Here is a 26,886-nt window from a genome sequence, read left to right as displayed (position 1 = left end):
TAATGGAGAAAAAAAAGTTATTTGTATTATTTTCTGTTTTCCTGACAGCCCTGATCTTAATGACAGCGGGCTGCATTGGTCAGGACAGTGCTCAGGCTGAAGAGACATCGGCTAAGGGGGCGCTGGCTGAAGAAGCACTGGCTGAGGAGACACTGGCTGAGGAGACACTGACTGAGAATACTGCTGAAGGATCACAGCATGCGGACGTTGCTTATCTTGGCGGTGGGGATTATGGCTATCCCCAGCCGTTTACGATATATCCGAGGGGTCCTGGCTCATCAAAGGTTGGAATGATCTTTGACAGTCTGTTAGAAAGAGACGAAGTCGGTATAATTCCCTGGTTGGGTGAAAGCTGGGAAGTCAGTGAAGATGGAACGGAATACACATTTCATCTCCGCCAGGGCGTCACCTGGAGCGATGGGGAACCTCTCACGGCAAATGATGTCAAATTTACTTTCGATTATGAGCAGGAAAATGTACCTATCTCAGGTGGAATTGAGTCAGGGGTTATAGATAACGTTCAGGTTGTGGACTCAAACACTGTCAAATTCGTATTGAAGCAGCCGGTTTCAACATTCCTTTACAAGCTTACGAGTTTTAAGATCATACCTGAGCATATATATGAAAATATCTCGGATCCTTTCAGTTTCCTTGATCCTGAGGCAGTCACCGGTACTGGCCCGTTCCTTCTTGGCGAATACAATAAAGAACACGGAACATACCGCTTTATAACAAACGAAGATTTCTGGGGACCGGAGACTGCAGTTAAAACCGTTGAATTTATTCCGGTCAGCGATTCGTTAATAGCTTTCGAACAGGGGCAAATAGATTTCACAAGCATATCCCCTGACATTCTTGACCGGTTCACATCAGACCCTGATATAAGAATAGTCCAGCAGCCGGCTTTCTGGGGTTATCAGTTCTACTTCAACATGAAAGAATGTCCGGAGCTTAATGACAGCAGAATAAGGCAGGCCTTTGCTTATGCCATCGACCGTGAGGAACTGGTGGAAAAGATCGCAAGAGGGGCAGGAAAACCCGGTGAAATGGGCATACTCCCGGAAGATCACATCTGGTATAATCCTGACCAGCCGGAATACAGCTATGATCCGGATACAGCCGGAGCATTGCTTGAAGAGGCCGGATGGACTGATACGGATGGGGACGGAATACGTGATAAAAACGGGGAAAAACTGTCATATGTATTGTCCCTTAGCAGTGGTGAGGTCCGTATAGGGGAACTCATAAAAGAGAGGCTGAGTGAAGTGGGGGTTGACGTTCAGGTAAAAGCCCTGGAGAGCAAGTCCCGTGATACCAACCTGAAGAACGGAGACTTTGAACTTATGATCAACGGCTTTGGCGGCTGGGGAAAAGATGCCGATTATCTCCGTACGAGGTACTGTGATACAACAGAGGCAGGAAGCGTTTCGTCAGGTGCGGAAGCATTCGGTTACCACAATGACACCCTGAATGCTCTCGGTTCTCAGGAATTGCAGGAACTGGACGATGATAAACGGAAAGAAATAGTATACGACATGCAGACCGTGCTTGCAAATGATGTGCCCGCAATTCCGCTCTATTATACTACATCGTATGATGTATGGCGCATTTCAAAATATGACGGCTGGATGAACATGTATGACCACCATGCAAGAACACACAGTATTCTTTCGTACCTTGAGAGGGATGGAATTGCAGAAAAAAGATGATATTAATAACCTGATCGATTGCTGGAAAAAAGCTGTGGGTGACGGGCTGATCCATGATGAGGGCAGGATGGCAGATTTCTGGAACAAACGTTCTGAGAACTATGCCAATAACATTGAAAAAGACAAAAGAAAGAAGCGGACCGATGAGATTCTTGAATTTCTTGAAGAAGCCGGTTTTAATCCGGAAGGTTCCAGGGTCCTGGATATCGGGTGCGGACCCGGTACCCTTTCTCTTCCTCTTTCCAGGCTTGGAGCAGAGGTGACTGCGCTTGATATCTCGTCCGGAATGCTCAACAGACTAAAAGATGCCGTAAAAAGAGAGTCTCTTCCGGTAGATGTCATTGAATGCTCCTGGTGGACGGCAGACATAGATGAGCTTGGATTCCGGAATAAATTCGACCTTGTAATTGCTTCCATGACTCCCGGGATAAGGGATGTTGAAAACTTTAATATGATGATGGCCTGCTCAAAAAATCTCTGTTATTACAGTAACTTCCTTAGAAGAGTTGAGGATAAGGCGTATCGTGATATCCGGAGTTCGATACTCGGGGAAAAATCCGAGAATAACATGAACGGCATAATTTACCCCTTCATGTATCTCTACCTCTCAGGCTACAGTCCCTCCCTTAAGATCAACAATTCCGAATGGAAGGACGAAACAAACTGGAAAGAAGCGGCAGAACAGGCAATGGGGTTCATTGGAAGGGGCAGGGATTTTGATGAAGAAACAAAGGAAAAAATAATGGATTATTATCAGAATGCCTCTCCGGATGGAATCTACCGTTCCGAGTCGGATGTATATACCGGGATGATGGTCTGGGAAGTTAACGGCAGATGATCTGGAAAGGGTAGATGATCGGTGGTAAAGGGCAGATGATTGGATGGTAAAGGACAGGAATTCGTTTATTTTCAGGTTGTTATCGACCCTTTTTGTAATTCTTGCCATAAACTTTTTCCTTCCGAGGATGATGCCCGGAGACCCGTTCTCAACCACTTCCGCAGATGAGGTAGGGGAAGAAATTATCGTAATGACCGAGGAGCAGCGGCTTTATTACCTGAACTATTACGGACTTGACAGGCCGCTTCATGAACAGTTCCTGGTATATATGAAAAACCTGATGACAGGCGATCTGGGCAGGAGCATTTATTACAAAATGCCGGTCAAGGATGTGATAATTCTCCACCTCCCCTGGACTGTGTTGATTGTCATGGGTGCTACGGTAATCAGTACAATCTCCGGGGTGGTTCTCGGAACCCTTTCGGCAAAGAACCGGAAAAAAGGGAGTGACAGACTTATGATGACGGGTATGATTGCCTTTGCGGAGATCCCCTCATTTCTGCTCGGCCTGATCCTCCTTCTGGTTTTCAGTGTATATCTCAGGCTTTTCCCGCTCGCAGGTGCTGTTACTCCCTTTGCGGACTATAATGGCCCGGCAGAACAGGCCTGGGACATCCTGTACCACGCCTTTCTGCCCATTGTGACCTTATCCCTTTCACAGCTTACCGGGGTGTACCTGCTTACCAGAAATACCCTGATTACAGTGACTACCAAGGATTATATCCGGACTGCCCGGGCCAAAGGGCTGGGGGAAAAAACCGTATGGATCCGGCATGCCCTCCGAAATGCCCTGCTTCCTGTAGTGACAAGAACAGGTTTTATGATCGGCATAATGATGGGTGGGGTTGTGCTTGTTGAGAGTGTTTTTTCTTATCCCGGCATAGGGATGACACTCCGAAGTGCTGTAGTCGGCCGGGATTATCCTCTTATCCAGGGTATTCTCCTGGTAATTGCAGTTTCCATACTTATCTGCAATCTGCTCGTTGACAAAATATACGGGAAACTTGACCCGAGAGTTGGGATTTAATGAGAGTTGGATATGATAAAGGATATTGCTGCCTCTGGAAATGCCGGAATACTCTCTTTTATCCAGGCTTTGAATATTAACAGAATTGTCAGCAGTAAGGCCAAGACATTCTCCAAGTTTAGGGCTATAGCCAAGCCGTTCTCCAGGTTCAGTACTGAAGGTAAAATTGGGATCTTTGGCGTTCTCTGTATTATTCTAATGGCAGTTTTTGCTCCTGTGATTACAATGTATCCTCCTCAGAAGATCACAGGGGATTCCCTTGAACATCCGGGTCCCGGACACATTCTCGGAACCGATGAACTTGGGATGGATATCTGGTCACAGATATGTTACGGGGCAAGAATGAGCCTTACAATAGGACTTGCAGTAGCCCTTGCGTCTGGGTTTGGGGGAGGAGCTGTCGGAATACTGGCCGGATATATGGGAGGGCACATTGACCAGGGCCTGATGCGAGTAATCGATGTGACAATGGCCCTTCCGAGTTTTCCTCTTCTGATTGTAATATCCGCTTTTCTCGGACCGAGTATCCTTAACGTAGTCTTTGTACTCGTGCTTTTCAGCTGGGCAAAACCCGCACGTATTGCACGTTCCCAGACTCTGGCATTAAAGAAGAACAACTACATTATTGCTGCCAGGAATTACGGAGCAACGCCATTTTACCTGCTCCGGAAGCATATATTTCCTGAAGTTTTGCCTGTTCTGTTTGTACTTGTCATCGGCATATCTTCCCACGCAATCATAGCCGAAGCGGGCCTTGCCTTTCTGGGCCTTGGGGATCCCACTTCCAAGAGCTGGGGGATGATGCTTAATCATGCAACCGGTTTTCGTTCGATATATTTTACGCCTTACTGGCAATGGTGGCTCTTGCCTCCGCTGTTCATGCTCATTTTCCTCCTGCTCTGTCTGGCTTTCATAAGCAGGGATATGGAAAGGATACTTGATCCGAAATTAAAGATCAAAAAAGGGTTCTGATTATGAGTCTGCTTAAAATCAATGATCTTAAATGCCATTATCTGACTGACATTGATACTGTTAAGGCTGTTGATGGTATTTCTTTTGAAATCGAAGAAGGAGAAATTCTGGGCATTGTCGGGGAATCAGGTAGTGGCAAGACCACTGTTGCCCTCGGGATAATGGGGCTTTTGCCGGAAAATACGGCAATTTCCGGGGAAATTCTGTACAGGGGTGAGCTAATCTCTTCTCTGCCCGAAGCCGGGATGGATAAACTCAGATGGAAGGATATCGCAATAGTTTTTCAAAACGGCCTGGAGGTTATGAACCCTGTTATGAAAGTAGGCATCCAGATAACGGAACCAATGGTCAGGCATCTTGATCTCGGCCCTGAAAAAGCCAGGAGTAAATGTGCCGATCTCTTCCGAACCGTTGGCCTTGACCCTAAATGGATGGATTCATATCCCCACCAGCTCTCCGGGGGCATGAGACAGAGGGTTCTTCTGGCAATGGCCCTTTCCTGCGATCCCAAATTACTGATCCTTGATGAAGTTACCTCCGCCCTTGACGCATTTACCCGAAAGGAGATCAGGGACCTTCTGGTCGACCTTCAGAAAAAGAACGGGTATACGATGTTAATGATCTCTCATGATATCACTTTTGTGTCTTCTGTGGCGTCCAGGATTGCTGTTATGTATTCGGGGAGGGTTGTGGAAACCGGCCCCGTAAGGGATATTCTCGTATCTCCCCGTCATCCTTATACGAGGGGGCTTGTCCACTCGACCCCGGATATTTTTGTTTATAAAGATTTATGGGGAATTCCCGGGGATGTCCCGGCGGGGGACGGGTTTAAGGGCTGTCCTTTCAGCCCGAGATGCACACAAAAAATCGACGTTTGCAGTAAAACTTCCCCAGCCCTGGTACCCATAGGAGGCGGGCGGGAAATTGCATGCCATAGAGGCGGCATAGCAGATCTTCTGGAGGCAAAAAACCTGAATTTCAGGTATCGTCTTCCGGATGGCGAATATCTTCAGGCAGTTGATAATGTCAGTCTGGAAGTGAGGGAAGGAGAGGTTCTTGCAATTGTAGGCCAGACCGGTTCGGGTAAGTCAACCCTGGCACATATCCTTGCAAACGTAATAAGGCCCGAATGCGGAGATGTATTGTTTACGAACGGGAATGTCAGTGGGGGAAACTATGGAAACAGGTTCAATGGCATTCAAATTGTATTTCAGGATCCTTTCAGTTCGACCAGCAGCAGGTTTACCGTGCTTGATGCAGTCAAAGAGCCTCTTGATATCAATAAGATAGGGTCCGGTGGGGATAGACTGCAAATGGTTAAAAATGCCCTTGAACTTGTTCGTCTTCCATGTACTGATAATTTCCTGCGTAAATATTGCGGGGAACTGAGCGGCGGGCAGAGGCAGAGGGTTGCACTTGCCAGAGCAATGGTTATGGAGCCAAAACTCCTTATTGCCGATGAGATAACTTCGGCTCTGGACGTTTCAACCTCTGCAAATGTATTGCGCCTTTTAAAGGGTCTTCAGAACAGGAGAGGGTTTGCAATGATATACATTTCACATGATCTCTCCCTGACCCTGAAAATTGCTGACAGAATAGCCGTTATGAATTCGGGAAAGATTATAGAAATGGGTAATTCCCACGATGTAATGCTTTCACCTTCCGATGAGTATACAAAAAGGCTTGTGGGTTCAAGAATAGGGTTGTGCTGTCATACTCATTAAGCATTATGGACCTTGTTTTTACAATTCATAAATCTGCGCTGCTTATTTTTTGTCAGTGAAAGGTGAGTTTCTGATAAGTGAATTTCTGATAAGTGAATTTCTGATAATTGTTCAAAAATCCCAGTTTAATTTTTGTTCAGGTTTGAAGGTTTGTTCAGGTTTGAAAGTTCTGTTCAGGTTTGAAAGTTCTGTTCAGGTTTGAAAGTTCTGTTCAGGTTTGAATGTTTGTTCAGGTTTGAAAGTTCTGTTCAGGTTTGAAGGTCTTGTTAATATGAGTGCAATAATAGTTAAAGAGCTGACAAAAAAGTTCGGGGAATTTACTGCTGTAGACAGTGTTTCTTTTTCGGTTGAGCCCGGGGAGCTTTTCGGGCTTTTAGGGCCTAATGGCGCGGGAAAGACGACTATAATCAATATGCTGACTACTCTTCTTCTTCCTACGGCCGGTGAGGCTGAAATTGCAGGATATGACCTTAGAAGGGCTCCTCATGAGATCCGGAATAATATAGGAATAATATTTCAGGACCCTTCACTTGATATAGGGCTTACGGGGCGGGAAAATCTTGAATTTCACGCCATGATGTACAACATCGGTTCGGATGAGCGGAAAAAAAGAATCCGGGAAGTGCTTGACGTTGTGGGGCTGGCTGATAAAGCCGATATCCTTGTTGAAAATTATTCGGGAGGGATGAAGAGGCGGCTTGAAATTGCAAGGGGGCTCCTTCATTATCCGAAGGTTTTGTTTTTGGACGAGCCTACCCTCGGGCTTGATGCCCAGACCAGGAGATCGATATGGGAGCATATCAGAAAGCTGAACCGAAATTACGGAACCTGTGTCATTCTGACTACCCATTATATGGAAGAGGCTGATTTTCTCTGCGACCGCATTGCGATAATTGATCATGGAAAGATAATTGCACTCGATACTCCGGCAGGTCTGAAGAACTGCCTTCGGGGGGATTGTGTTAGCCTGACTGTTGAGGGGAGGGTTGAGCTCATTGCTGCTGCCCTTGGTGAGAAGGAATGGGTGAGGGAAATTGTTCCTAACGGAAAAACGCTTGATGTTATTCTATCGGATTATGGGAAAAATATTCCTTCTATTTTTCAGACTGCCGGCAATCTGGGGATCGGGATCAGTTCGATAAATTTCAGCAAACCAAGTCTTGAAGATGTTTTCCTCCGCCTGACAGGTTCGATAATACGGGAACAGGAAGGCAGCAGGCAGTCAGCCAGGAGGGACCGGATGAGAAGGAGGATGCTCCGATGATTCAGGGAAGAGTTGTATACGTTCTCTGGCGGCGTGAGATGATTAAGTATTTCAGGGCAAGGTCCAGGATAGCGGGTGCGATTGGCATGCCAGCTTTTATGCTGATCTTTCAGGGTATGGGCTTTAGAAAAGTGGAATTCCCGGGCCTGCCCGAATCGATAGGATATTTTCAGTATCTTGTGCCGGGTATTATCGGGATGACCCTTCTTTTTACGGCTGCCTATGCAGGTATGAGTGTCATAATGGACAAGCAGTTCGGATTTTTAAAAGAGGTTATGGTAACTCCTGCAAGCAGAGTCTCTATTGTCCTCGGGATGATCTCCGGAAGTGCAACCACATCACTCATTCAGGCCCTTATTATTATGATGATGTCGGTATTACTTGGTTTTAGACTGCCTTTTCTTCCTGCGATTCTGTCCTCTTTCGTGATAATGGTTCTTATATCGATGATCTTTATAAACATAGGCTTGATTTTGTCCTCCGTACTGAAGGATTTTCACGGGTTCAGCACGGTTATTAATTTTATTGCGTTCCCACTTTTTCTTTTATCCGGGGCTTTATTTCCGGTCTCAAATTTGCCTGCCTCGATAAGAATTTTATCTTACTTTGATCCGCTGACATATGGTGTGGATGCTCTGCGGGGAGTATTGATCGGTTATTGTGAATTCTCAATTGTTCTGGACGTCTGCATTCTTTTATCACTGTCGGTCCTGATGGTCTGCGCCAGTAGTTATTTCTTCCGGAGGGCAGAGACAATATAACGTGTTTTTGTTTCAAAACGGAAGGATATGGATTTTCTTTCCTGCTCTGTGAATCCTGCGCAGGCTATATGAGATTTTTCGATCTCTTTGTTCGACTTGTTATTATTTCGGCATATATTTATGTCCTAAGTTACATATTTTTAAAAAAAATAAATAGTGGAGGAATAATTCCAATGGCATCCAGAATGACATCAGCGGAACGTATGGCGGCTGTTATATCCGGCCAAAAACCTGATCGTGTGCCAGTGATCCCGTTTATAGAGGGGTATGCTTCACAAATTACTGGCATATCTCTTGGAGATTTTTATGCGGATGGGGACAAATGTTTTGAGGCGCAGTTTGCATCCATGCGGCTTCACGGTTATGAACAAACTCCGATGTACGGGTATGCTTCGTGCGGAGCGTGGGAATTTGGAGGAGAGATAGGTTTTCCTTACGGAAAAGGGCAGGGTGCACCTTTTGTAAAAAAACATCCTGTCGAAACTATTGAAGACATAGACAAACTTGAAGTCCCGGATTTTGGCAGGGAATTACCTGGCGCATACAAAATTGCAGATAGAGTCGCAACCCGGTGTTTTGAGCTCGGGATGCCAGCTACCGTGCAAATAGGCAGTATTTTTACCGCAGCTTCGGTTGTTGCGGATACATCTGAATTTCTGGCATGGCTCATTATGGAACCGAAAGCTGTTCATCTCTTACTTGATAAAGTAAGTGACATGTTTGTTAATGCTCTGGATTATTTTGCAGATAAGTATGGGTCCGAAAGCCTGCTTCCTTTTGACGGAGGGCCGTCCGAATCAAATAATATGATTTCCCCGCAGATGTTTGAGGAGTTTGCATACCCGTATATGAAAAAAGTTCATACTCGTGTAAAAGAACTGGGCATACATGCCGTGCTTATGCACCCATGTGCTAATCAGAACCTGAACCTCCCATACTATGCAAAGTTAAGGGAAGAGACGAACTGGTCAGGTAAATATTTCTGGCTCTTCGGACCGGAAACGCCTATTAAGGATCAGATCAAAGCTTTTGGCGACCACGATGTTATCTGTGGCAATATCAATCCTCCGCTTTTCCTCACGAATTCATATGAAGAACTCCTGGAAATATGCAGGCGGAATATCGAAGAAGGTATTAATTCTCCTTCCGGGTATGTTCTGTCACCCGGTTGCGAGTTTCCGGTCAATGCCGCTCCTGTAAAGGTGATGGCAATGGTAGATGCAGCAGAAAAATACGGTAGATACGAATGAAGAAAACAGAACTTGAACAGCATGTTTGAGAAGTCTTGAAATACCTTAAGCAGGATAAAGCAGGAGAGATAACTCTAAAACATCTTAAATTCAAAAAGAGACTTAAATAGTAAAAAATCACTATGTCCCGAATCTTAAAGAAGAAAGGGAATAAAAGACTATCGGGACTCTATAAACGGTTCCCACCTTCGCCTTTTAATTTCTCTCCTTCTGGCCGTTTTTAAGCCCTGAGCAGCAGTCACTGGAACTCTGATGTGGTATATGTCGTAACTCCCAGAAAAGGTATTTTTACAAGTTCCATGTCTACGAGTTCTGATTCTGCGAGTTCCATGTCTGCGAGTTCTGATTCTGCAAGTTCTGATCCTGTAATTTCTGATCCTGTAATTTCTGCTTCTACCAGCTTCTTTTTTGCAAGTTTCTTTCCTATACTGACTGCGTTGAGCACTGCATTAGGAATCAGGCATCCTCGCGTACAATCAAGAGCGCATTCCCTGGTGCATTCAAGGGAGCAGTCCGTTTGTCTTTCCAGCTCAAGGGTGAGCTCGCTCCGGTTCTCGGGCAGTTCCTGAAGGGGAAAGTCAAGGTAGGTGAGTTCTCGGAACTTCTCGCAAGGGGTATCGATTTTTATGATAATCCTGCTTCCTTTCACCCTTCCCGTTATCTTATGGCTAAAACCGCACATGCAGGAAGATATACTTATTTTTATCATTTCCAAAGCCCCTGCCAATTGATCTGTTTTCGGGGATTTTCCCCTCAGTAGACCCCGCCGGTGATACTGCCTTTCTGAAGCCCGCCTGTGTTTTGAATTGCGATATTCTTGAAGTCTATCGCTTTTATCGGGCAGGCCCGGACACAGCGCCTGCAGCTGGTCCCCAGGCAGTCCTGAGTTCTGCAGCTTGCAAAGAAACTCCCGTTTTTCTCGATGGTCACAAGGGCATTTTCCGGGCACTCTTCATTACAACGGCTGCACTGAATACAGCCTTCCACAGGCACCTCTATGGTAATTCCCACGTCTTCCACGATCTCTACGGGTACGTTTCCTGTTTCTTCTATATCCTTTGAGGCCCTCTTTTCCATCACTGCATCTTCTACCGGTTCCGGGAGAGGAGGGTATTTGTACATCTTAAAGAACTTTTTGTACAGCTTCATGCTCATGCCTTCGGTCCAGTAGGAAAGCTCGCATGTGTAGATGTTCTTGAAGGTCTCGCTGGTAGCCATCATCAGGTGGTCGGCTTTTATGGTCCCTGCAAGGGCAGTTACCTTCTCGAGCCTGGACTCGTCAAGGAGAAGTTCGCGTGCAAGGGCGATAGAAGTATTCCCGAACTGAACTGCCTTCTTTGAGAAATCCGGGCAGGAACCTATTTTTCTGGCTTTTCTGCAGTCCACATATGTCCCGGAAGCTCCTGACATGTAGACGTTTTCCAGTTCCTCAAAAGGCACTCCTGCTTCAAGCAGCAGAGTGAGCTGGGCTGCCCGGATTGCTCCTATGGCTTTTCCTGCTTCGGCAATATCTTCGTCTGTAATCTCTATCCCGTTGCCAAGGATCAGCCTTCCGTCGGGCAGTTTCGGAGGCTGTTCCATAAGCCCCGTTTCCATTGCAAGCGCAATAACTGCGATTACCCCGGTCCCGGTAATTCCCACTGCCTCGATTTCCCCTCTCTCCACAATCTCACCGGTGACGGGGTCGATAAGGGCTCCGGGTCTTCCTTCCATCTTATCATCCAGAACCGTAAGCCGCCAGAGGTCATTTTCAGTACAGTCTTCCATACATTTCCTTTCGAGGTTCACGTCGGAAATCGCACCCGGGCTTGCAATCATTCCGCAACTGATACCCTGTCCCTCGATGGCCGGGCCTGCAGCCGCACTGCCTGTGATAATCCTGTCTCCTGCTTTTATTGCCATTTCCGCATTCGTCCCGTAGTCGGTGACAATGGAGACCTCTTCCTGATTCAGGAAATCGGTTTCTATCATCATCGCCAGGGCATCGGCTCCTATCTCATGGGCAATAGCCGGAGGCACGGTTATTTCGCAGTTCGGAAGGTCCAGCACTCCCCTGAAAAGCTCGGATGCCGGAAAGACCCTGGCACTCCGGTCCACGTTCTCGACTCCAAGCCTTCTCTGCATATTTTTCCCGGCAAAGGCCAGGTCCCTGATCTCCGAGTTCTGGAAAAGCGAAAGCTGGATAGGGTTTCCGCATACAACCAGTTTCTTAATGCAGGCAGGGTCTACCCCCAAGGTCCCGATAATCTTACTAACCGCATCCAGTATGATGCTGTTTGCAATATCTTCCCCGACTTCCAGTGCGAAGTCCAGGTGGTCGATCACATTGCCCCCTGGAAGGGGGTGCCTCATTGTCATGGCAGTTCTTACAACTTTTTTTGTATCCAGGTCTATGAGCTGCGCTCGAAAGCCGCTGGTACCCAGATCAAGTGCGATCCCGTACATTTTTATACTCCACTTGCAGCAATCGTTGAAAATAAAGAAAAAAATACCCTCTATCCTGTCCACATCAGGATACCGTATACTCAGAATACCGTATACAGGGTTAACTTCAGGCAGTGAAATTGGCTGCGCAGCGTCATCACTGTTATTCAATCCTTTTTATCTAAATTTTGGGCTTAAATGTATATAACATAATTCGCGGCTTATCGTAAAGGGTCTTGATTTCGGTAAAGGCATTGATTTTTGAAGGGGCATTGATTTTTTAAGGGCATTGATTTACAGAAGCTATGACACTATCGGAGGGAGAGATTTTAGTCCCGGAAATCCTTTACTTTTGGTATTTGAGATAAAAAAAGTAAGACGAGAAGGAAGTAAATACTTCACCGATGACAAGTGGAAAATGATCCGAGCCTATTTCAGGCCGTGGTCGTTGAAGCACTTTGTGTATCTCTTGTCTGACCCGTTGATGTGGTTTGTCAGCCATTCTTTCAGGAAGTTCATGACTTCTATTGATATTATTGCATTTCCTGAGTCAAAGTCTTTTTTGAATTTTGTCACTATTTCGGTGAATTTTTCGTGTTCGGCTTTGTGGGTCTCTTTTTCAGGGTAGCGATATAAATCGAAGTACTTTTCTTCTGTCTTGAAGTGGGTTTCTGTGTATGATATCAGATTGTCCAGTATTTCTCCCATCACATCTTTACTTTTTCCTACTTTCATTGCATCGTATAGCCTGTTTATCATCTCTACGAGCTTTTTGTGCTGGGCGTCGATTTCTACTATATTCACGCTAAATGAATCTGTCCATTTTATTATGGGCATATGTAACACCTCTATATATTTTATCTTGTTTATTAATATAGATTTCGAAGATTTAAAATTATGATTTTGATTTTCAAGTACTGTTGCAGTTTATATTTGCCAGTTTGAAAAGAGAATAATGAAACATAAATGAAAAAAATTTTGAAACTATACTGGGGTATATAAAAGACAGCCCTGATGTAGGCAGAGAAAGAATGTCAGTAGAGAAAGATTTAGAGGCGAATGGTTTGAATAAAATAACAATAGAACAAAGATCAAAAAAGAGTTTGAAGAGAGGGAAACAAATCCTTTCCCTATGACTACTGTATTCTGTTTTGTTCACATCTTCCAGATTTTTTATTTTATGTCTTTATGTCTGGTCCGCGTAGCGCCACCATGCAAGTGTACCGAAAAACCCGATACTGCCCGTAATAAAAACAATTATCCAGCTTGTGGCGCTCAACTGTCCTTCCATTCCTTCTGTGGCATACAGCATTGCTATAGCCCATGGATAATATTGCCCATAACCAAGGGTCAACGCGAAATTGACAATCACCACGGCAAAAATTATAAAGCCAATAGCTGCCAGATACCCGCGGGTATAGCTTGCGATCAGCGCCACAGTCATATCTAAAAATACTGCGAGAAAAGCAACTTCGAAAAGGACAATAAATCTGTCAAAAACATGTCCGAAGGACCAGCCCGAAAGCTGTATCACGTTTCCGGCTATGATGGCTAGCGCGAAAGCGAATAAATATAAAATGACGCACCATATCAAAATCACGATGAATTTTGAAATAACTATGGATGTCCTTGATACCGGTAAAGCAAGCAGGTCTTTGGCGGTATGATCGGAATATTCCCTCCCAAAAACCCAGCTACTAACAAATCCGAATATGACCATCTCCATACCCGGCATGCTCTCGCTGAATATCGTAAAAAAAGATGGCCAATCAGCTGCTCCGAAGAGCTGGGCTTTCACACTGAGCAGGCCAAGGTCTTTTGCAAGGACCGGGTTTTTTAGTACGAACATCATTAGTCCCATCATCATAATCATTATGGAGACAACCGCAAATGTTGCCCAGAACGCAGTAGAGCGCCTCATTTTCAGGAACTCCGCCCATATCGCACTTTCAATGCCTTTCATTTTACGCTCACTTTTTCACGTATACTCCTCAGGAAATATGATTCAAGGTCTTCTTCTTCGACCATTAATAACACGGGCGGACATCCCGAGTGGACAAGAACTTCAGCTATTTTTTCAGGATGATTAATGGCCCTTTCATCCGTTATAATCAGATTTCTATCCTGGGATAAAACAGCATCATAACCTCCGGCGAGAAGTATTGTTTTTGCCTTTTCATTATCTACGGTATTAACGACAAGTTTTTTTAATCGCAAGTGTTCCAGTCTGTCTGCATCAATTTCCTGTATAAGCACGCCTTCGTGAATTATCCCTATCCTTGACGCTATCTTTGATACTTCGCTTAAGATATGGCTGGAAATAAAAACCGTGACTCCTTTATTTAAAGCAAGGTCAAGGAGTAATTCTCTTATTTCCACAATACCAGCCGGGTCCAGGCCGTTTGAGGGCTCGTCAAGAATTAGAATCTCAGGGTTGTGAATCAGTGCTTTAGCAATCCCTAACCTCTGCCTGTTTCCCTGGGAGAGTTTTCCGGCCTTTCTGTCCGCATATTTATTCAACTGCAACTTTCCCATTCCCGCACTTATGGCATTCGTATCATCTATGCCTCTTAACCTGCGGATAATCTCAAGTTTTTCCTTTACAGTCAGATCAGAATAGGAGTAAGGCAATTCGACTAAATACCCGACATTTTTCCATAATTCGGTTTCCCCTGCATTTACCAGTTTGCCGTTCAGGTAGGCTGTTCCTGATGTGGGCTTTATCATCCCGAGCAGCATGCGGATCGTCGTTGTCTTTCCAGCCCCGTTCAAGCCGAGAAAACCGTATATTTCACCTTTTCCCACACTCAGAGAAATAGAATTAACAGCGTGTAAATTGCCAAAATCCTTTGATAATCTATCTGTTTTAATCACCTCATTCATTTACTTTTCCTCGGTCTGCAAAGCCCTTTTGCTATTGTTTCAATTAAGAAAAATGCCGTCGTCTGACTATAAACTTGCTCGCCGCCCTCTTCAACAAGCTTTTCTTTTATCATTTTTTACCGTTATCTTACCACACTATTCTTTTTACTTTTTTCTGAAGACCACTATCCTGCGTTGAGAACTATAAAAAAAATTAAAACAGCGATAAGGTTGCCTGGGTCAGAGGTATTTATTAATCGCATGGTTGCAATAAGAAATATTATGGATAGTCAGAAGGACAAAGACATTACGATACGCACGCAAAAACCTGGTGATGCCGGGTATATAGCTTATAGGCATTGTGTCCTTTACGAAAAAGAATATGGGCTTGGCGGAACTTTTGAGCAGTACGTGTTAGATAGCTTAGCAAAATATATTGAGCACCGGCCTGCGGGGGAAATCTGGGTAGCAGAGTATAATGGCCAGATTGTTGGCTCTATAGGAATTGTCAGTACGGACAAAAGTACGGCACAGCTCAGGTGGTTTTTAATAGAGCCGGAATTTCGCGGAATAGGTTTGGGCAGACAGCTAATGACCAGAGCAGTCGACTACTGTAAGCAAAAAAAGTTCAGTCGAGTGTTCTTATGGACAATACAGAGTTTGAAGGTTTCACATCATTTATACGGTAGCTTTGGATTTATTCCTGTGGAACAAGCCGAAAATAATACCTGGAAAAGAGGTGTGGTAGAAGAGCGATGGGAACTTTTATTAAAACCTGTGTAAAATCGGACTGTCCTATTAACTCTTCTATGCGTTTCAAATACGTTTTTTACGTTTCATTTTATTTAACCGGCCAAATAATGCCTATTCCTATATGTGATGGAACAAATAAGTGAACAATCCACTTTAATAAAGCGGCAAAATAAAAATCATTTTGTTAAATCTGCACGAGTCGATTTTTACCTGGCTTTTGTCTTTTTCTTTCAAAAATTCTCAGAAAAACTATATTGTTTTTTGATTGTGTGATGTTTTTTAAGGTTTTAGTTTGAGCTATTTTGTGGACCGGGTTGGGTTTATATACCGAAGTTAGACTGGCTTTTAAGGATTGGAGGGCAGTTTAGAGGGTAGATGTTCGGGCTTGCAAAGGCCTGGATTCGAAGAAAATGAACTGGTTCGGGCCGGAGAAAGCTGGAAAAAGAGGGTAGTACCTGCTTGCAAGGGACCTATCCGGATTGAAAAAAGGGTTAGATTAAAGCTGCGATAGCTATTTGCCAGCCTTTTATGGCCGGTTTGAACAGGATTATCGCCAAAACATCCACCATGGTTTTCTATTTTCCAGATTCTCCGGAAGCAGTTTAATGTTAGGTCTGCCATTCTCCCGGATCAAGGTTTGAATATTTTGGCTTATTTGTTCTTTATTTCTTCTTTTTTCGTGGGAAAGGCCGCTCCCCTTCGTCGAGCGTGATAAGAACGGTTTCAGTATAGCGAATAAGGTTGTAAGGGCTAGCTCTCATTTATGGTTTAGTCCGCTTGAGCGAAGCGAAACGGACCTCGTGCTCCCGAAGCGAAACTCGGGTGGCGCAGTTAGAGCGGGTCAGAACTCTGATTTTCCCAGTCAGGTAATATTCATCTCTCGCTTCAACAAGTGCCTTTATATTTTTTATCGGGGTTTTCGGGGCAATCCCGCATCCGGGAGCGAGTATATCAATACCGTCTTCCAGGCACTTCTGCGCTTCCAGTTTTATCTCCTCGCAGGTTCCGTTGAGCATGACGCCCGAAGAGGAAAGGTTTCCTATCAGGCTTGTTTTTTGCCCGACAAGTTTTTTTGCAGCTTGCAGGTCAGTTACTTTTTCTTCGATACTGATCCCCTGGAAGCCGCATTCTGAAAGAGTTCTAAGGATAGGGGTCGAGTTTCCGCAGACATGTATGAGTTTTATGCCTTTTTCTGACCTGCAGAAGCTTTCATATTCCGGTCTTATGAGGGCGTCCAGATGTCTGGGGTCAAGCATATCCGGGCCTGCTATTCCGTCTACAATGCAGACAGCATCTGCTCCGGCTTCGGAGAGGATTTCCGCATACGCCGAGCAGGCGGCTCCTGTAACTTTTAGGCATTGGCTTAAAGTTTCGGGCCTTCTGATCATCCACGTAAGAAAATTGTAAGTCCCAAGCAATCTTGAAGCAAGGGATGCCGGGCCTTCCATGCCTGCTATGAGGGGAACTTCTTCTCCTGCTTTTTCTCTCAGGATCGAGGTTACTTCTGCAACAAGGGGAATTCTTCCCCGTCCCGCAAAGTCTGAGGGAAGTTCCAGCTTTTCCGGTTCCTTTGCAAAAGGGTTAGAGCCTGGAGAAGGCTGAATGTCCTATCTGCCCGGGTTAACCCTGCAGCCCAGAGCTTCGGACAGTACCGTGAGGCAGAAGGGATAGCGAACGGCTTCAAGGCCTGCAAAGGTATGGGCTGAAAGGGCAAGGTCTGCCATTTTTTCCGCATTAAAATGAGCATCGGGCCAGGCCGCTCCGCTCTTTCTCATGAGTTCGACTGTTCCGGTCTGGGTTACTGAAAGAACGGGGACCTTATCCACGGCTTTCCCTTGCAGCGTGTTCAGGAAACGGTCTCTTAATTCTGGATCTGCCATTAAAATCTGCCATTAGAGTTCTTTTTATCACATTAAGCGCTACGGAAGGGCCTGTAACTTTTTTCTTCTGAGAAGTAATACTAACAGCATCACTTTTATATTTTTCATTTAAAATATCTGTGAACTCATTATATAAATTAATTCACATATGCAGCATTTTAATGATCAATATTCAGACTGTTTACTTTCTTTTACGGACGGGATGCGATTAACAGGATGCTCTTACCCGGGGTAGGTTGACATCTCTGATATCCAAAAGTAAAGTCTCCGGCTCTTTCCCCGATAGGGCCGGATCGATACAGGACAAAATGATGTGGGATGTCGCACGACGTACGTATGGATATATTATGTATGCATGACGGTATAATGGGCAGAAACATGTATTTTCGAGCCTTGAGCAGGTATTTCGAATTTTACCTCTTCGGCACTATCTCGTCAATTCTGAGTACGTTTCTTGCCGTCTCCGTGCCCGCAATAATTGCGAGTTTCTTTACCGTTGCCGAGTCGTAGACTTTTGGCCCCTTATCCGTTATCTTTCTTGAGAGGTCTATCCTTGCCTCCACCCCTCTTGCATACGAATTTCTCAGCTGCGCCATTGCATCGATCTCATTCATTCCCATATTTCTGGCAAGGATCACTGGAATTTTTTCAAGGGCCTCGGCATAAGCCCGGACTGCCAGCTGTTTCTTTCCCGTCTGCGTTGCCGCAAATAGCCTGACCATATGCGCAAGCTCAAACTCAATTGCCCCTCCTCCGTTTACGATTTCCCTGTTTTTCCCGAGGAAGGCCGCATTGTTCAGGGCATCATCAACAGCCTCTTCCACCTTGTCAAGCCCGTATTTTACAGGTTCCCGGATCAGGATGGTGGCTATTGCCTTCTTTTTCACGGTAATGAAAACAAAATTTTCCCCGTTTTTCTTTTCAAGTTTTATACTGTCTGCCTTTCCGAGGTCGTAGGGGTGAATCTCATCCGACCTGGCCATCAGGGCCGTACCTGTGGCTTCCGCAAGCTTTTCGAGGTCTTTCATCTTCAGCTTCTTGAAAGCCAGAATATTACCGTCCCTGAGCAGGGTTTCTATGTAAGGGTCGATATCTCCCTCACAGAAGAGGACATCTGCTCCCGAATCAATAATCTTCCGGGCAATTTCCCCGCACATCTGCTTTTTCCTCTCCTCAAAAAGGAGCGCAGTCTGCACTGAATCCATTTTTAGGTTGTGCTGGGGGTTCAAATATCCGCTTTTTATTTTGAGGTCATAATTTATGATCAGGACCGCAGGGTTCTCGAACTCGGCTGGCATATCCTTCCTTGCCGGGTTTTCGTCCATAATCAGGCCTTCTACTGCAACGATTTCCGGTCCGCCTTTCTTCTTGAGGATCTTGACGTTCCTATTCAGGTCAAGCCTTCCGGCCTGTTTTTCTGAAAGGTGGCTTATAACCTTCAGGACAATATCCGTAACGGCCTGTGCCTGCTGCCTTTCAATCCCCTTCCCTGTTGCCGAGCACATTATGGTTGTGCGGATATCCTCTTCCGATGCCTGCCTTATGCTGTACTGCAGCATCTCATACGTTTTTTGCATGGCAAGTTCGTACCCTTCGATAACAATTGTAGGGTGCACTCCTGCCCTGATTAGCCTGACTGCGTTTTTAATCAGGTTGCTTGCAAAAATGACTGCCGTTTTCGTGCCGTCTCCGCAGGCTTTGTCCATTGATTCCGCAAGTTTTTTGAGGGAGGTCACTACCGGGTGAAGCACATCCATTTCTTTCAGGATTACTTTTCCGTCGCTCGTAACGAAAATGTCTCCCACGGGGTTTACTATTATCTTGTTCATCCCTTTCGGTCCGAGGGATGAGCCCAGCAGCTCGTCAATTTCTATTGCTGCCCTTTCAAGCTGGTCGATCAGCTCCTCTTCTTTTACCGGCTCGTCGATCAGGATCTTGTCCCTTATCGTCCGCGCCAGTTTTGCCATTCCGTCCTGGCTTTCAGGGCTCGTGCTGCCCGGTGTTTTCAGTTCGCTTGCCATGTCCTCTCCTCATTTGCTGCGATTCCTGCTGTTTCTGGCCTGCCGGAAGTTTTATTTCCGGTTAATATTCAACCATTCTTCGAAATTGCATCCGAATCTCGGATCTTTTTTTTCGGGTTTTTATCCGGGGATTTTCTGTTTGATTTTTGGTAGTTGCCGTTTTGGAAGTTTTGCTGTTTTGTTGTATCCTGGTGGGTGCTATTTTGGAAGTTTTGCTGTTTTGGAGGTTTTGCTGTTTTTTGTTGTATCCTGGTGGGTTCTTTTCTGGAGGTTTCTGCTGTTTTTTGTTTCTGCTGCTAGTTTCTACTGCTACGACCCGCTGAGCCTGCCTTTTTTATTCCTGCTTCGTATTCCGTTTTTATATTCTGTCTTATGCCAGTTTTCCGGTCGTGCCTACCCCGACTCCGACCAGGCGGGTTTCCAGAGGGGCTTTTCCCCGGCTTCCCACATCGTTCTGTTTGAGGTCAAATTTCACATTGTCCATATCGAGCCCGTATCCGTCCATGTACTCCGAAATCAGCCTGTGGCTGAGCTTGAGCCCGTAGTCAAGAGCTTCTCCATAGTCCTCAAAGACATCTTTTCCAAGCCTGGAGAATACCGAGTATTCTGCATTTCCTGCTGCCGAAGGGCGGATAAGGATCTCTGTCCTGTGGACGATTTTTCCTGCAAGGGCTCCGACAGCGTTTCCTACCTCATGGAAAGCGGGGATCCTTATGTCTGCGTCCACAGCCTCATTCAGTTCTTTCAGGTATGCCCTTACAGGGGCCCCTACAAGGACTATGGGGACCTTTATGCGGAATTTCAGAACCTCTTCTTTTTCCAGAAGCTTTTCGATGTCCTCTTTTTTCATGTCTTCCGCAAAGAAGGAAACCAGTTCAAGAGTAAGTTTTCTCACAACTTCAGCCTTGATCCGGGCTGAAAACTCCTCTGCTCCCTGTCTGAGAGTTTTTCCAAGTATTTTCGCTCCTGTAAAAGAAGCCCTTCCGTCCCATCTTGCATATTCTCCAAGCACGTGCAGGGCATCGGTTGGAGTAAACCCTATCTGGCTTATATGCCTTTTACGGATGAGATTTTTAAGAATCCCTGCAAACATAAGCGGGTGTTTTCCTGTCCTTTCCGAGATCTCGGATACCGAAAGAGGCTCTGCCCCGAGATATTCGATAATTGCCCTCTCGTCTTCTTCGAGCTCTCCGCTTAGAAGTTCGGGGGAGTTTATCCCGTTCCTTATGAAAAAAGAGGTCGGCTGTATGATCTCATCCATTATGCGCTCGTTAGGGGCCTCATTTTTCTCCAGTTTCTGCAGAATCTCCGGGAACTCCGAGGCTGCAAGACAGAGGGGAATAACCCTTGCAGGGCCCAGGAACGGCTTTCTTCTGATCCAGACAAGGCTGTCTCCCCCAAGGGCTGAGGTCTCCATCCTGATCGCTTTTACCATTGTTTTCCAGCCCCCAACCCTTGCTCCGGAATCGCTTATCTCGGGTATGCCTCCGGTAATCATGGCAATGTCGGTACTGGTGCCTCCCACGTCCACGGTTGCACAGGTATCCAGGCCCGTGAGGTGGGCAGCCCCTACCAGGCTTGCTGCGGGTCCGGAAAAGATCGATTCTACGGGTTTTTGCAGGGCTTCTTCAATGCGGACGAGGGACCCGTCACACTTCATCATCATCAGGGTCGCCTTTATCTCTTTTTCTTCCATTACCGCCTGGACGGATTTGATGAACTGCTTGCTTACCGGGATCAGTTCGGCGTTCAGGAGAGCGGTCACTGCCCTTTCGTAAGCTCCCAGGCTCAGGGAAAGCTCATGCCCGCAGACAACAGGCATGTCCGTTATTTCCTGAATTACTTCCTTGACCCTGAGTTCGTGTTCCGGGTTCCTGACCCCGAAGTAGCCGGAAATGGCAAAAGCAGCCACTTTGTTCTTTACCTGCCTGACAAATTCTTTTACGGTTTCCAGGTCTTCAAGGGGGGCAACTTCGTTCCCGTCGGAGTCGTGCCCTCCTCCGATCGATATTACATAACGGCTGGCAAGTTTTTTCGGGATTGTATGCCCTATAAGGACAAGTCCTGCAGGATAGCCTTTGCCCTCAAGAGTAGTATTGGTAGCAAGGGTTGTAGAAACAGAAACGAATTTTATCCTTTTCAGGTAATCAGGGTTCAGTCCCTCAATTGAGTTCTTTATTCCCCTTATAAGGTCAGGATAAGTTGTAAGCGCTTTATTCGACTCGATCACGGTCCCGTTTGACATATCCATAACAGCGGCATCGGTATATGTCCCACCGGTATCAATGCCCAGTCCCAGATACATAAAATTCCTCCTCTTCAATTTCTATGGCTTTTCACCTTTTATGGCCGGTCTTCTCCCGCCTGCTTCAGTCTCGTCTTTAACGCTTTTGTCCCTGTTTCTAACATCTCTACAGCCAGCCTTCCCTCTGCTTTTTCACAACCTTTGAGAGCCAGGCGTAATTTCAAAGGCGAAAATCTTTCTCAAAAAAAGATCTTACAGTTTTACTTTACGGCTTTTATATTGGGAGAGGCGGTGAAGACAAATTAGTCTTTAATCCGCCGTTCCTGTTTTTTGGTGCCTTTATGGCAAATCCAACTATTTTTGTCTCCTTTTACTTCAAGTTCCGTTTTTATCCTTATATGGACTGCTCGTTTTTCTTTTGTTTTTTAAATGAGGTCTGTTGCTTTTTTAATGAGGTCTGTTGCTTTTTTAAATGGAGGTCTGTTGCTTTTCTAAATGGAGGTTTACCGCCTTTTGTTCTAACATATGACTCCCGCAGTCTCCTGTTTATGCTCTGGAGCTCAGGAGTCGGATTAACTTCTGTATGGAGGTTAAAATGTGGTTTTTATTCGCCTGGAGGGTGTTTTTCGTTTTTCCGAACTTTTACAGGCATTATGAAGATACAGGCTCTATGAAGATACAGTCTCTATGGAGATTTTCCACTTTAGGGCTCTGAATACTATTCTTAAACATTCCGTCCTGATTTTAACTTGAAATGGGGAGAGGAGATCTCCCCATTAGAGAGTTTACTCCATTATTTTCTTCTGGAGTTCCGGGCCAAGTTCCTTTACAACGTTCACCATTGCCTGCACGGTTGTCAGCGGGCCCCCTGGTGGGATTTCACAGCCGGAGGACAGGACATACTTGGACTGCAAGCCGTTCTCCTTAAGCACTGGCAGCACGTTTTCGAGAAGGTTCTTTGTGTCGTCCTTTACCTTCTGCACGCCGGCTGCCGATCCGTCCATGAACTCAACAGGGTTTACTTCTCCCATCATACAGCATATGTCTCCGTATTTGGGGATGAGGTCTGCGTAGTTCTGGGATCCCTTGTCCCTGGACTTCTCGTAGTAGGCATAGCTGTAAAGGGCTGTTCCGAACTTCCTGATCTGAGTCTCAAAGTGCACGGCGTCAGCACAGTTGTGGATGATGTAAGGCTGGTTGTACTGCTTGAATATGGGGATCTGCTGGTCGTAGACGAACTTTCCGTCAAACTTCCAGTAGTCCTGCTCGCTCATGATCACGTTATTGGACCAGAGGTTGTCGATACAGAGAGCGTCACAGGCGTCTTCGTTGAAGAAGAGCTCTGAGAGCTGGCAGACATAGTCAGTACACTTCTGGACAGCTTCAAGGACAACATCCGGCTGGGTCTTCATGTCCATAAGGACGCGGTCCGCACCCATCAGCTGGGTAAGGGTGAGGAGCGGGCCCTCGTGGAAGCCGACAAAGGGAGTGTTGAGTTCCTTGTTGAGTTTTTCCTTTGCTTTCTTTGAAGCCATGACCAGTTCATAGCCTCGGGTACCTTCCTTAAGTTCGGGGACTTCGATCTTCTCATAGTCCTTGATATGCCCTTCGGAGGATGGGGTGTCATCTTCAGGGTATTTGATCTTACAGCCGAAGTCTGCAGATGTTGCGGAAAGGTCAATCAGGCCTACAAACATGTCAAGGTCCAGGTATTTTGAGCCAAGATATGCGCTCTGTACAAATGCATCTTCATTTGTGGCATACTCTTTGTAGGTTACAGGGGCAAACTTCCTGAGCACTCCGCAGGCAAGCGGATAGACGGGCAAGCGGTCGACCTTCTTATCGGACATGGCAGAAACAGTCCTGTCGACGTGGGTCATTTCCTCCTTGGTCTTCACGCCAATGCTTTCGAATTCTTCTTTGATCTTGTTTGCAGTTTCAAGCCCGACATCCACTTTATCGGAAACTGTCTTCTTTGCAAGAATCTCCCTGTACTTGATCTTCCCGAGGTTGATCTTCTCTTCACTCCATCTTGCAGCCTTGGGCTCAAGTTCCTTTACGGCTTCGGATGCCCAGGCGCTTGCGTGCATTGCATCGGGATGGGTTGAGTCTGCGCCGATTCCGGAGGCATACTCTTCGGAAACCGGAGCTCCTCCAATCATGACTTTCATGGAGTCTCGGATGCCTTCTTCCTGAAGGATTTCAATGACTTTTTCCATATTGGTCATGGTTGTGGTCATCAGGGCACTCATGGAGATGATGTCGGCTTTGCGCTCCTTTGCGGTTTCGACGAATTTCTCAATCGGCACATCTGCTCCGAGGTCAATCATCTCAAACCCGCCTGCACTGAGCATGGTTTTTACAAGGTTCTTCCCGATGTCGTGCACATCTCCTTCAATCGTCCCGATGACTCCCACAGCCTGCATGGCTTCTCCTTCCTTTACCATTTCGGGGCTGAGGATGTCCATGCCTGCATACATTGCGCCTGAAGCCAGGAGCAGGTGAGGTACGAAGGCTTCTCCTTTCTCGTACTGGTCACTGACAATTGCCATTCCTCTTGCCAGCCCGTTGACGATAGCGTCGTAGGGGTCAACGCCTTCTTCCAGGGCTTTGTATGCCAGTTCTTCTGCAAGGTCATCGTCTCCGTCGACGACAGCTTCCGCTAATTGGTTCAAAATATCTGCTGCCATAAAAAACGCTTCCAACATATTTTTATGATTATTCCCTGGTTAACAGTAAGTAGCTCAATCAGGAACTTACTCCTCCGGTAAGTCCCTGTATAACTGTTAACTTGAACGATGATACATTAGCTGCAAAACATATAACATAAACGCAGAGATCAAATTAACGCAGTTAACCTCTCTCCTGATGCTTAATTCGGTGAATTGTCCTGATATTATAAATTTGCCTGATCCGGTAATATTTCCTGATTTCGTTAACCTTTGTGATCCTGTATGGAACTCTCATTTGATCAGAGGCTTTCATCTGATCAAAGCCTTTGATCGAATAGTGGGTCTTACCAGCCGGGGCGGAAACCCGATCAGCTAGGATATTGGAAAAACAGTGAACTCTCTTAAATATGAGTTCCTCTTCTCCAACTTATAAAGAATCATGCAGAACTAAAAAAGTACAAATAAAGGAACTCCTTTTTATTAAGAGTCAAATAAAGGTTCTAAGGAGGAGCCTTTTTGAATAAATGCATGAGTGTGTCCTTATTTCTGATCTCCATGTGTTGGGTTTTAAGTGCCGTTAGCGGTTGTGTGGCTTCCTATGGAGGCGAACTTTCTTCTGTTTCTGTTGAAGATATTGAAGTGAAGTCCTTATCTGAAGAGTATTCGACACCTGTCAACGGAGAGAGGGGAAATATCCTGAATGTAACCGCTTGCATTGTAAATGCAGACAAGTCGGATAGTTCGGCTCTTCTGGTTCGGTTTAAGTTAGAGAAGACCGCCTCCTCTGAGCCGTCCCCCTCCCGCGAGGTGGCAATAAAAAATGTAGAGCTTGACTGCATGAAAGGCAGGTCCATGCTTTATCAGTCAGTACAAATAGCCGTTCCCGGTCCGGGAACATATGATGTTGAAGTCTCCGTTTTTGAAGAAGGAAAAGACCCTTCACCTACTGTCGGTACAACATTTGTCGTAGGAGAAGAAGGGGAGGTTGAAATGTTCTAAACATGAAGGTGAGGCTATGAACAAATATTTCAAAATACTGCTCATTCTTCTTCTGGTTGTACTGGTTCCGATAACAGTGCTCTACGGGAGCTTTATGTTCATGCTGATCTATTATGACCAGGCATACTATTATTCGGAGGGCACCAACCTTGGTTCTCCTGAATATTATGATAAAGCAGTCTACAATGCTGGAGAGGCCGGATATAAGACAGAAATTTATTATGTGAATGCTAAGGAAAAAGAGATTCCGGGTCTTCGTCCCGGTACCATTGAAGGGCTTGATCCCAGGCTGGGTTCTGATTATCTGGTGAATTCCCTGGATATTTACTACTCCGATTCTTCCTGGATTTCAATCTCTTTTTTAGACGATCAGGAATCAAGTGTTTCTTTTTACAGTGATGATTCGCTTGCAAAATACAGGCCAGACGAACTTCCAGAAAGAGAATGGATAGTCCAGATATTCAAAATCATTTTTGGCATGAGTGGAGAGGAAGTCGAGGCTTATCTCCCTGCAGAGGACTGGGAGGTTAACGATGTCTTTTTTGATCAGGTAATTGTAACCGAAACTCCGGATTTTGCAGCAATTCATAAATACCTCGTAAAAGAAGCTACTGACTCCACTTTTGATGCTCAAACGTCTGGAGAGGGATGGTGTACGGAGACATTTTACAATGAGAGTCAGAAAATCGGAAGTATATATTATATTGTCCCAAACGTGGAAATAAGCCATAGAGAAGGCTGGAGTGTTTATACGGTCAAGATCGATAGGCTTGGAGGGCTGTATCTTAAGGTGTCTCTCGGGCCAGGTAGTTCAGGAAAAACCATCCCTGAAGACGAGTATAGAGCTGTGTTTAAAAGAATGTTTACAGATCTGGGACTCCCCCCTGAAAAAGTGGATGAGTTTGAGTTTAGATACAGCGGAGGTAACTGGTAACACGTATCCGCAGTTTTATTTTTTCTTTTTTTGTTTTCCCCGAGCAATACAGGGCTGAAGCCGTCTTACCAGCCACGCAGGAATAGTAACAGCAGATGAATTCCTGTTGTTCTGAGAGAAGTTGAGTACAGAAATGTATTTCTTTTTAAAAGAATACTTTCCTGACCCTAGAAACCGAAGTTTAATTCACATTCCTAGGGCGCCTCCGCCAGCTTGTCTGGTGGCCCTTCCCAAAAAGCAGAAAGAGTCGAAGGAAGAAGTCTCAAAGAGGTAGAGAGAAGATCGTGAAAGAGGTAGAAAGAAGATCGTGAAAGAAGTAGAAAGAAGAGCCTAAATATACTGTAATAAGCATTAAAAGCAAACGTAGATTATTTTTTGCGTATTTTTCTCTTTTCTTCATTTTTACGGGAAAGACCGCTCTCCTGCGTCGAGCGGGACAAGAAAGGTTCTGTATAGTGAATATGGTTGTACAGTTCAGAATTTTTCGTAATCTAATTCTTTTTAGTCCTCTTGAACGAGCGAAGCGAGTGAAAAGGACTGCGGGCTGTTGC

Annotated in this window: 19 protein-coding genes and 1 pseudogene; 11 read left to right on the top strand and 9 right to left on the bottom strand. The window is 45.6% G+C overall.

What is annotated here, in order from left to right; all coding sequences use genetic code 11:
- Window positions 1–2: 2 nt before the first annotated feature.
- The 8 genes from ACSAZL_RS16540 to ACSAZL_RS16505 all read left to right on the top strand — a co-directional run bounded on the left by ACSAZL_RS16540 (window position 3) and on the right by ACSAZL_RS16505 (window position 9,545).
- On the top strand, window positions 3–1,709 hold the full coding sequence (locus ACSAZL_RS16540; RefSeq protein WP_440945696.1) for an ABC transporter substrate-binding protein: 1,707 nt from the start codon (window positions 3–5) through the stop codon (window positions 1,707–1,709).
- Window positions 1,687–2,547, top strand: coding sequence for a class I SAM-dependent methyltransferase (locus ACSAZL_RS16535; protein WP_440945695.1), 861 nt, complete (start codon window positions 1,687–1,689; stop codon window positions 2,545–2,547). The genes ACSAZL_RS16540 and ACSAZL_RS16535 overlap by 23 nt, the downstream gene beginning before the upstream one ends.
- A 43-nt stretch (window positions 2,548–2,590) precedes the next feature.
- Window positions 2,591–3,574: an ABC transporter permease gene (locus tag ACSAZL_RS16530; RefSeq protein WP_440945694.1), complete on the top strand. Its 984-nt coding sequence runs from the start codon at window positions 2,591–2,593 to the stop codon at window positions 3,572–3,574.
- Window positions 3,575–3,586: 12 nt separating this feature from the next.
- Window positions 3,587–4,546, top strand: coding sequence for an ABC transporter permease (locus ACSAZL_RS16525; RefSeq protein WP_440945693.1), 960 nt, complete (start codon window positions 3,587–3,589; stop codon window positions 4,544–4,546).
- A 2-nt stretch (window positions 4,547–4,548) separates the two neighbouring features.
- On the top strand, window positions 4,549–6,270 hold the full coding sequence (locus ACSAZL_RS16520; RefSeq protein WP_440945692.1) for a dipeptide ABC transporter ATP-binding protein: 1,722 nt from the start codon (window positions 4,549–4,551) through the stop codon (window positions 6,268–6,270).
- Between the two features lie 271 nt (window positions 6,271–6,541).
- The gene (locus ACSAZL_RS16515) at window positions 6,542–7,534 is read left to right on the top strand and encodes an ATP-binding cassette domain-containing protein (protein ID WP_440945691.1); all 993 of its coding nucleotides are present in this window, start codon (window positions 6,542–6,544) and stop codon (window positions 7,532–7,534) included.
- Window positions 7,531–8,295 (top strand): ABC transporter permease, encoded by a 765-nt coding sequence (locus ACSAZL_RS16510; RefSeq protein ID WP_440945690.1) that lies wholly within the window; start codon window positions 7,531–7,533, stop codon window positions 8,293–8,295. The genes ACSAZL_RS16515 and ACSAZL_RS16510 overlap by 4 nt, the downstream gene beginning before the upstream one ends.
- A gap of 173 nt (window positions 8,296–8,468) precedes the next feature.
- The gene (locus ACSAZL_RS16505; RefSeq protein ID WP_440945689.1) at window positions 8,469–9,545 is read left to right on the top strand and encodes a uroporphyrinogen decarboxylase family protein; all 1,077 of its coding nucleotides are present in this window, start codon (window positions 8,469–8,471) and stop codon (window positions 9,543–9,545) included.
- Between the two features lie 238 nt (window positions 9,546–9,783).
- On the opposite strand, the gene ACSAZL_RS16500 is transcribed toward ACSAZL_RS16505, so the two are convergent.
- From ACSAZL_RS16500 to ACSAZL_RS16480, 5 genes are all read right to left on the bottom strand, one after another.
- A complete protein-coding gene (locus tag ACSAZL_RS16500) occupies window positions 9,784–10,254 on the bottom strand; it encodes a DUF6951 family protein (protein ID WP_440945688.1) in 471 nt (156 codons plus the stop codon).
- Between the two features lie 44 nt (window positions 10,255–10,298).
- Window positions 10,299–11,990 carry a methylamine methyltransferase corrinoid protein reductive activase gene (locus ACSAZL_RS16495; RefSeq protein WP_440948882.1) on the bottom strand — a complete coding sequence of 564 codons (1,692 nt, stop codon included), beginning with the start codon at window positions 11,988–11,990 and terminating at the stop codon, window positions 10,299–10,301.
- A gap of 408 nt (window positions 11,991–12,398) precedes the next feature.
- Window positions 12,399–12,806 (bottom strand): bacteriohemerythrin, encoded by a 408-nt coding sequence (locus ACSAZL_RS16490; protein ID WP_440945687.1) that lies wholly within the window; start codon window positions 12,804–12,806, stop codon window positions 12,399–12,401.
- A gap of 349 nt (window positions 12,807–13,155) precedes the next feature.
- Window positions 13,156–13,932, bottom strand: a complete 777-nt coding sequence (locus ACSAZL_RS16485) for an ABC transporter permease (RefSeq protein WP_440945686.1) — start codon at window positions 13,930–13,932, stop codon at window positions 13,156–13,158.
- A complete protein-coding gene (locus ACSAZL_RS16480) occupies window positions 13,929–14,852 on the bottom strand; it encodes an ABC transporter ATP-binding protein (protein ID WP_440945685.1) in 924 nt (307 codons plus the stop codon). The genes ACSAZL_RS16485 and ACSAZL_RS16480 overlap by 4 nt, the downstream gene beginning before the upstream one ends.
- A gap of 240 nt (window positions 14,853–15,092) precedes the next feature.
- Here ACSAZL_RS16480 and ACSAZL_RS16475 point away from each other — a divergent pair, with 240 nt between their 5' ends.
- Window positions 15,093–15,614: a GNAT family N-acetyltransferase gene (locus ACSAZL_RS16475; protein ID WP_440945684.1), complete on the top strand. Its 522-nt coding sequence runs from the start codon at window positions 15,093–15,095 to the stop codon at window positions 15,612–15,614.
- A 731-nt stretch (window positions 15,615–16,345) separates the two neighbouring features.
- Here ACSAZL_RS16475 and mtaA read toward each other — a convergent pair.
- The 4 genes and pseudogenes from mtaA to ACSAZL_RS16455 form a co-directional block, all read right to left on the bottom strand.
- Window positions 16,346–17,464 (bottom strand): annotated as a pseudogene (mtaA, locus tag ACSAZL_RS16470) (methylcobamide:CoM methyltransferase MtaA).
- Window positions 17,465–17,877: 413 nt separating this feature from the next.
- Entirely contained in the window at window positions 17,878–19,485 is a 1,608-nt protein-coding gene (locus tag ACSAZL_RS16465; protein ID WP_440945683.1) for a TCP-1/cpn60 chaperonin family protein, read from the bottom strand.
- Between the two features lie 370 nt (window positions 19,486–19,855).
- Complete coding sequence (locus tag ACSAZL_RS16460) at window positions 19,856–21,790, bottom strand: hydantoinase/oxoprolinase family protein (protein ID WP_440945682.1); 1,935 nt, start codon at window positions 21,788–21,790, stop codon at window positions 19,856–19,858.
- A 725-nt stretch (window positions 21,791–22,515) separates the two neighbouring features.
- The gene (locus ACSAZL_RS16455) at window positions 22,516–24,420 is read right to left on the bottom strand and encodes a methyltransferase cognate corrinoid protein (protein WP_440945681.1); all 1,905 of its coding nucleotides are present in this window, start codon (window positions 24,418–24,420) and stop codon (window positions 22,516–22,518) included.
- Window positions 24,421–24,918: 498 nt separating this feature from the next.
- On the opposite strand from ACSAZL_RS16455, the gene ACSAZL_RS16450 reads away from it, so the two are divergent.
- Both ACSAZL_RS16450 and ACSAZL_RS16445 read left to right on the top strand, forming a co-directional pair.
- A complete protein-coding gene (locus ACSAZL_RS16450; protein WP_440945680.1) occupies window positions 24,919–25,401 on the top strand; it encodes a hypothetical protein in 483 nt (160 codons plus the stop codon).
- A gap of 16 nt (window positions 25,402–25,417) precedes the next feature.
- Complete coding sequence (locus ACSAZL_RS16445; RefSeq protein WP_440945679.1) at window positions 25,418–26,335, top strand: hypothetical protein; 918 nt, start codon at window positions 25,418–25,420, stop codon at window positions 26,333–26,335.
- Window positions 26,336–26,886 lie beyond the last annotated feature (551 nt).

Origin of the sequence: Methanosarcina mangrovi (assembly GCF_052057765.1) — an archaeon.
In the GTDB taxonomy this organism is placed as follows: Archaea; Halobacteriota; Methanosarcinia; order Methanosarcinales; family Methanosarcinaceae; genus Methanosarcina.
This window is presented reverse-complemented; position numbering and strand designations above follow the sequence as displayed.

Coding starts and splice junctions, on each gene's coding strand:
- ACSAZL_RS16505 (WP_440945689.1), top strand. CDS start 8,469: ATGGCATCCAGAATGACATCAGCGGAACGTATGGCGGCTGTTATATCC.
- ACSAZL_RS16490 (WP_440945687.1), bottom strand. CDS start 12,806: ATGCCCATAATAAAATGGACAGATTCATTTAGCGTGAATATAGTAGAA.
- ACSAZL_RS16500 (WP_440945688.1), bottom strand. CDS start 10,254: ATGATAAAAATAAGTATATCTTCCTGCATGTGCGGTTTTAGCCATAAG.
- ACSAZL_RS16475 (WP_440945684.1), top strand. CDS start 15,093: ATGGTTGCAATAAGAAATATTATGGATAGTCAGAAGGACAAAGACATT.
- ACSAZL_RS16540 (WP_440945696.1), top strand. CDS start 3: ATGGAGAAAAAAAAGTTATTTGTATTATTTTCTGTTTTCCTGACAGCC.
- ACSAZL_RS16485 (WP_440945686.1), bottom strand. CDS start 13,932: ATGAAAGGCATTGAAAGTGCGATATGGGCGGAGTTCCTGAAAATGAGG.
- ACSAZL_RS16460 (WP_440945682.1), bottom strand. CDS start 21,790: ATGTATCTGGGACTGGGCATTGATACCGGTGGGACATATACCGATGCC.
- ACSAZL_RS16480 (WP_440945685.1), bottom strand. CDS start 14,852: ATGAATGAGGTGATTAAAACAGATAGATTATCAAAGGATTTTGGCAAT.
- ACSAZL_RS16455 (WP_440945681.1), bottom strand. CDS start 24,420: ATGGCAGCAGATATTTTGAACCAATTAGCGGAAGCTGTCGTCGACGGA.
- ACSAZL_RS16520 (WP_440945692.1), top strand. CDS start 4,549: ATGAGTCTGCTTAAAATCAATGATCTTAAATGCCATTATCTGACTGAC.
- ACSAZL_RS16445 (WP_440945679.1), top strand. CDS start 25,418: ATGAACAAATATTTCAAAATACTGCTCATTCTTCTTCTGGTTGTACTG.
- ACSAZL_RS16465 (WP_440945683.1), bottom strand. CDS start 19,485: ATGGCAAGCGAACTGAAAACACCGGGCAGCACGAGCCCTGAAAGCCAG.
- ACSAZL_RS16535 (WP_440945695.1), top strand. CDS start 1,687: ATGGAATTGCAGAAAAAAGATGATATTAATAACCTGATCGATTGCTGG.
- ACSAZL_RS16515 (WP_440945691.1), top strand. CDS start 6,542: ATGAGTGCAATAATAGTTAAAGAGCTGACAAAAAAGTTCGGGGAATTT.
- ACSAZL_RS16530 (WP_440945694.1), top strand. CDS start 2,591: ATGGTAAAGGACAGGAATTCGTTTATTTTCAGGTTGTTATCGACCCTT.
- ACSAZL_RS16495 (WP_440948882.1), bottom strand. CDS start 11,990: ATGTACGGGATCGCACTTGATCTGGGTACCAGCGGCTTTCGAGCGCAG.
- ACSAZL_RS16525 (WP_440945693.1), top strand. CDS start 3,587: ATGATAAAGGATATTGCTGCCTCTGGAAATGCCGGAATACTCTCTTTT.
- ACSAZL_RS16510 (WP_440945690.1), top strand. CDS start 7,531: ATGATTCAGGGAAGAGTTGTATACGTTCTCTGGCGGCGTGAGATGATT.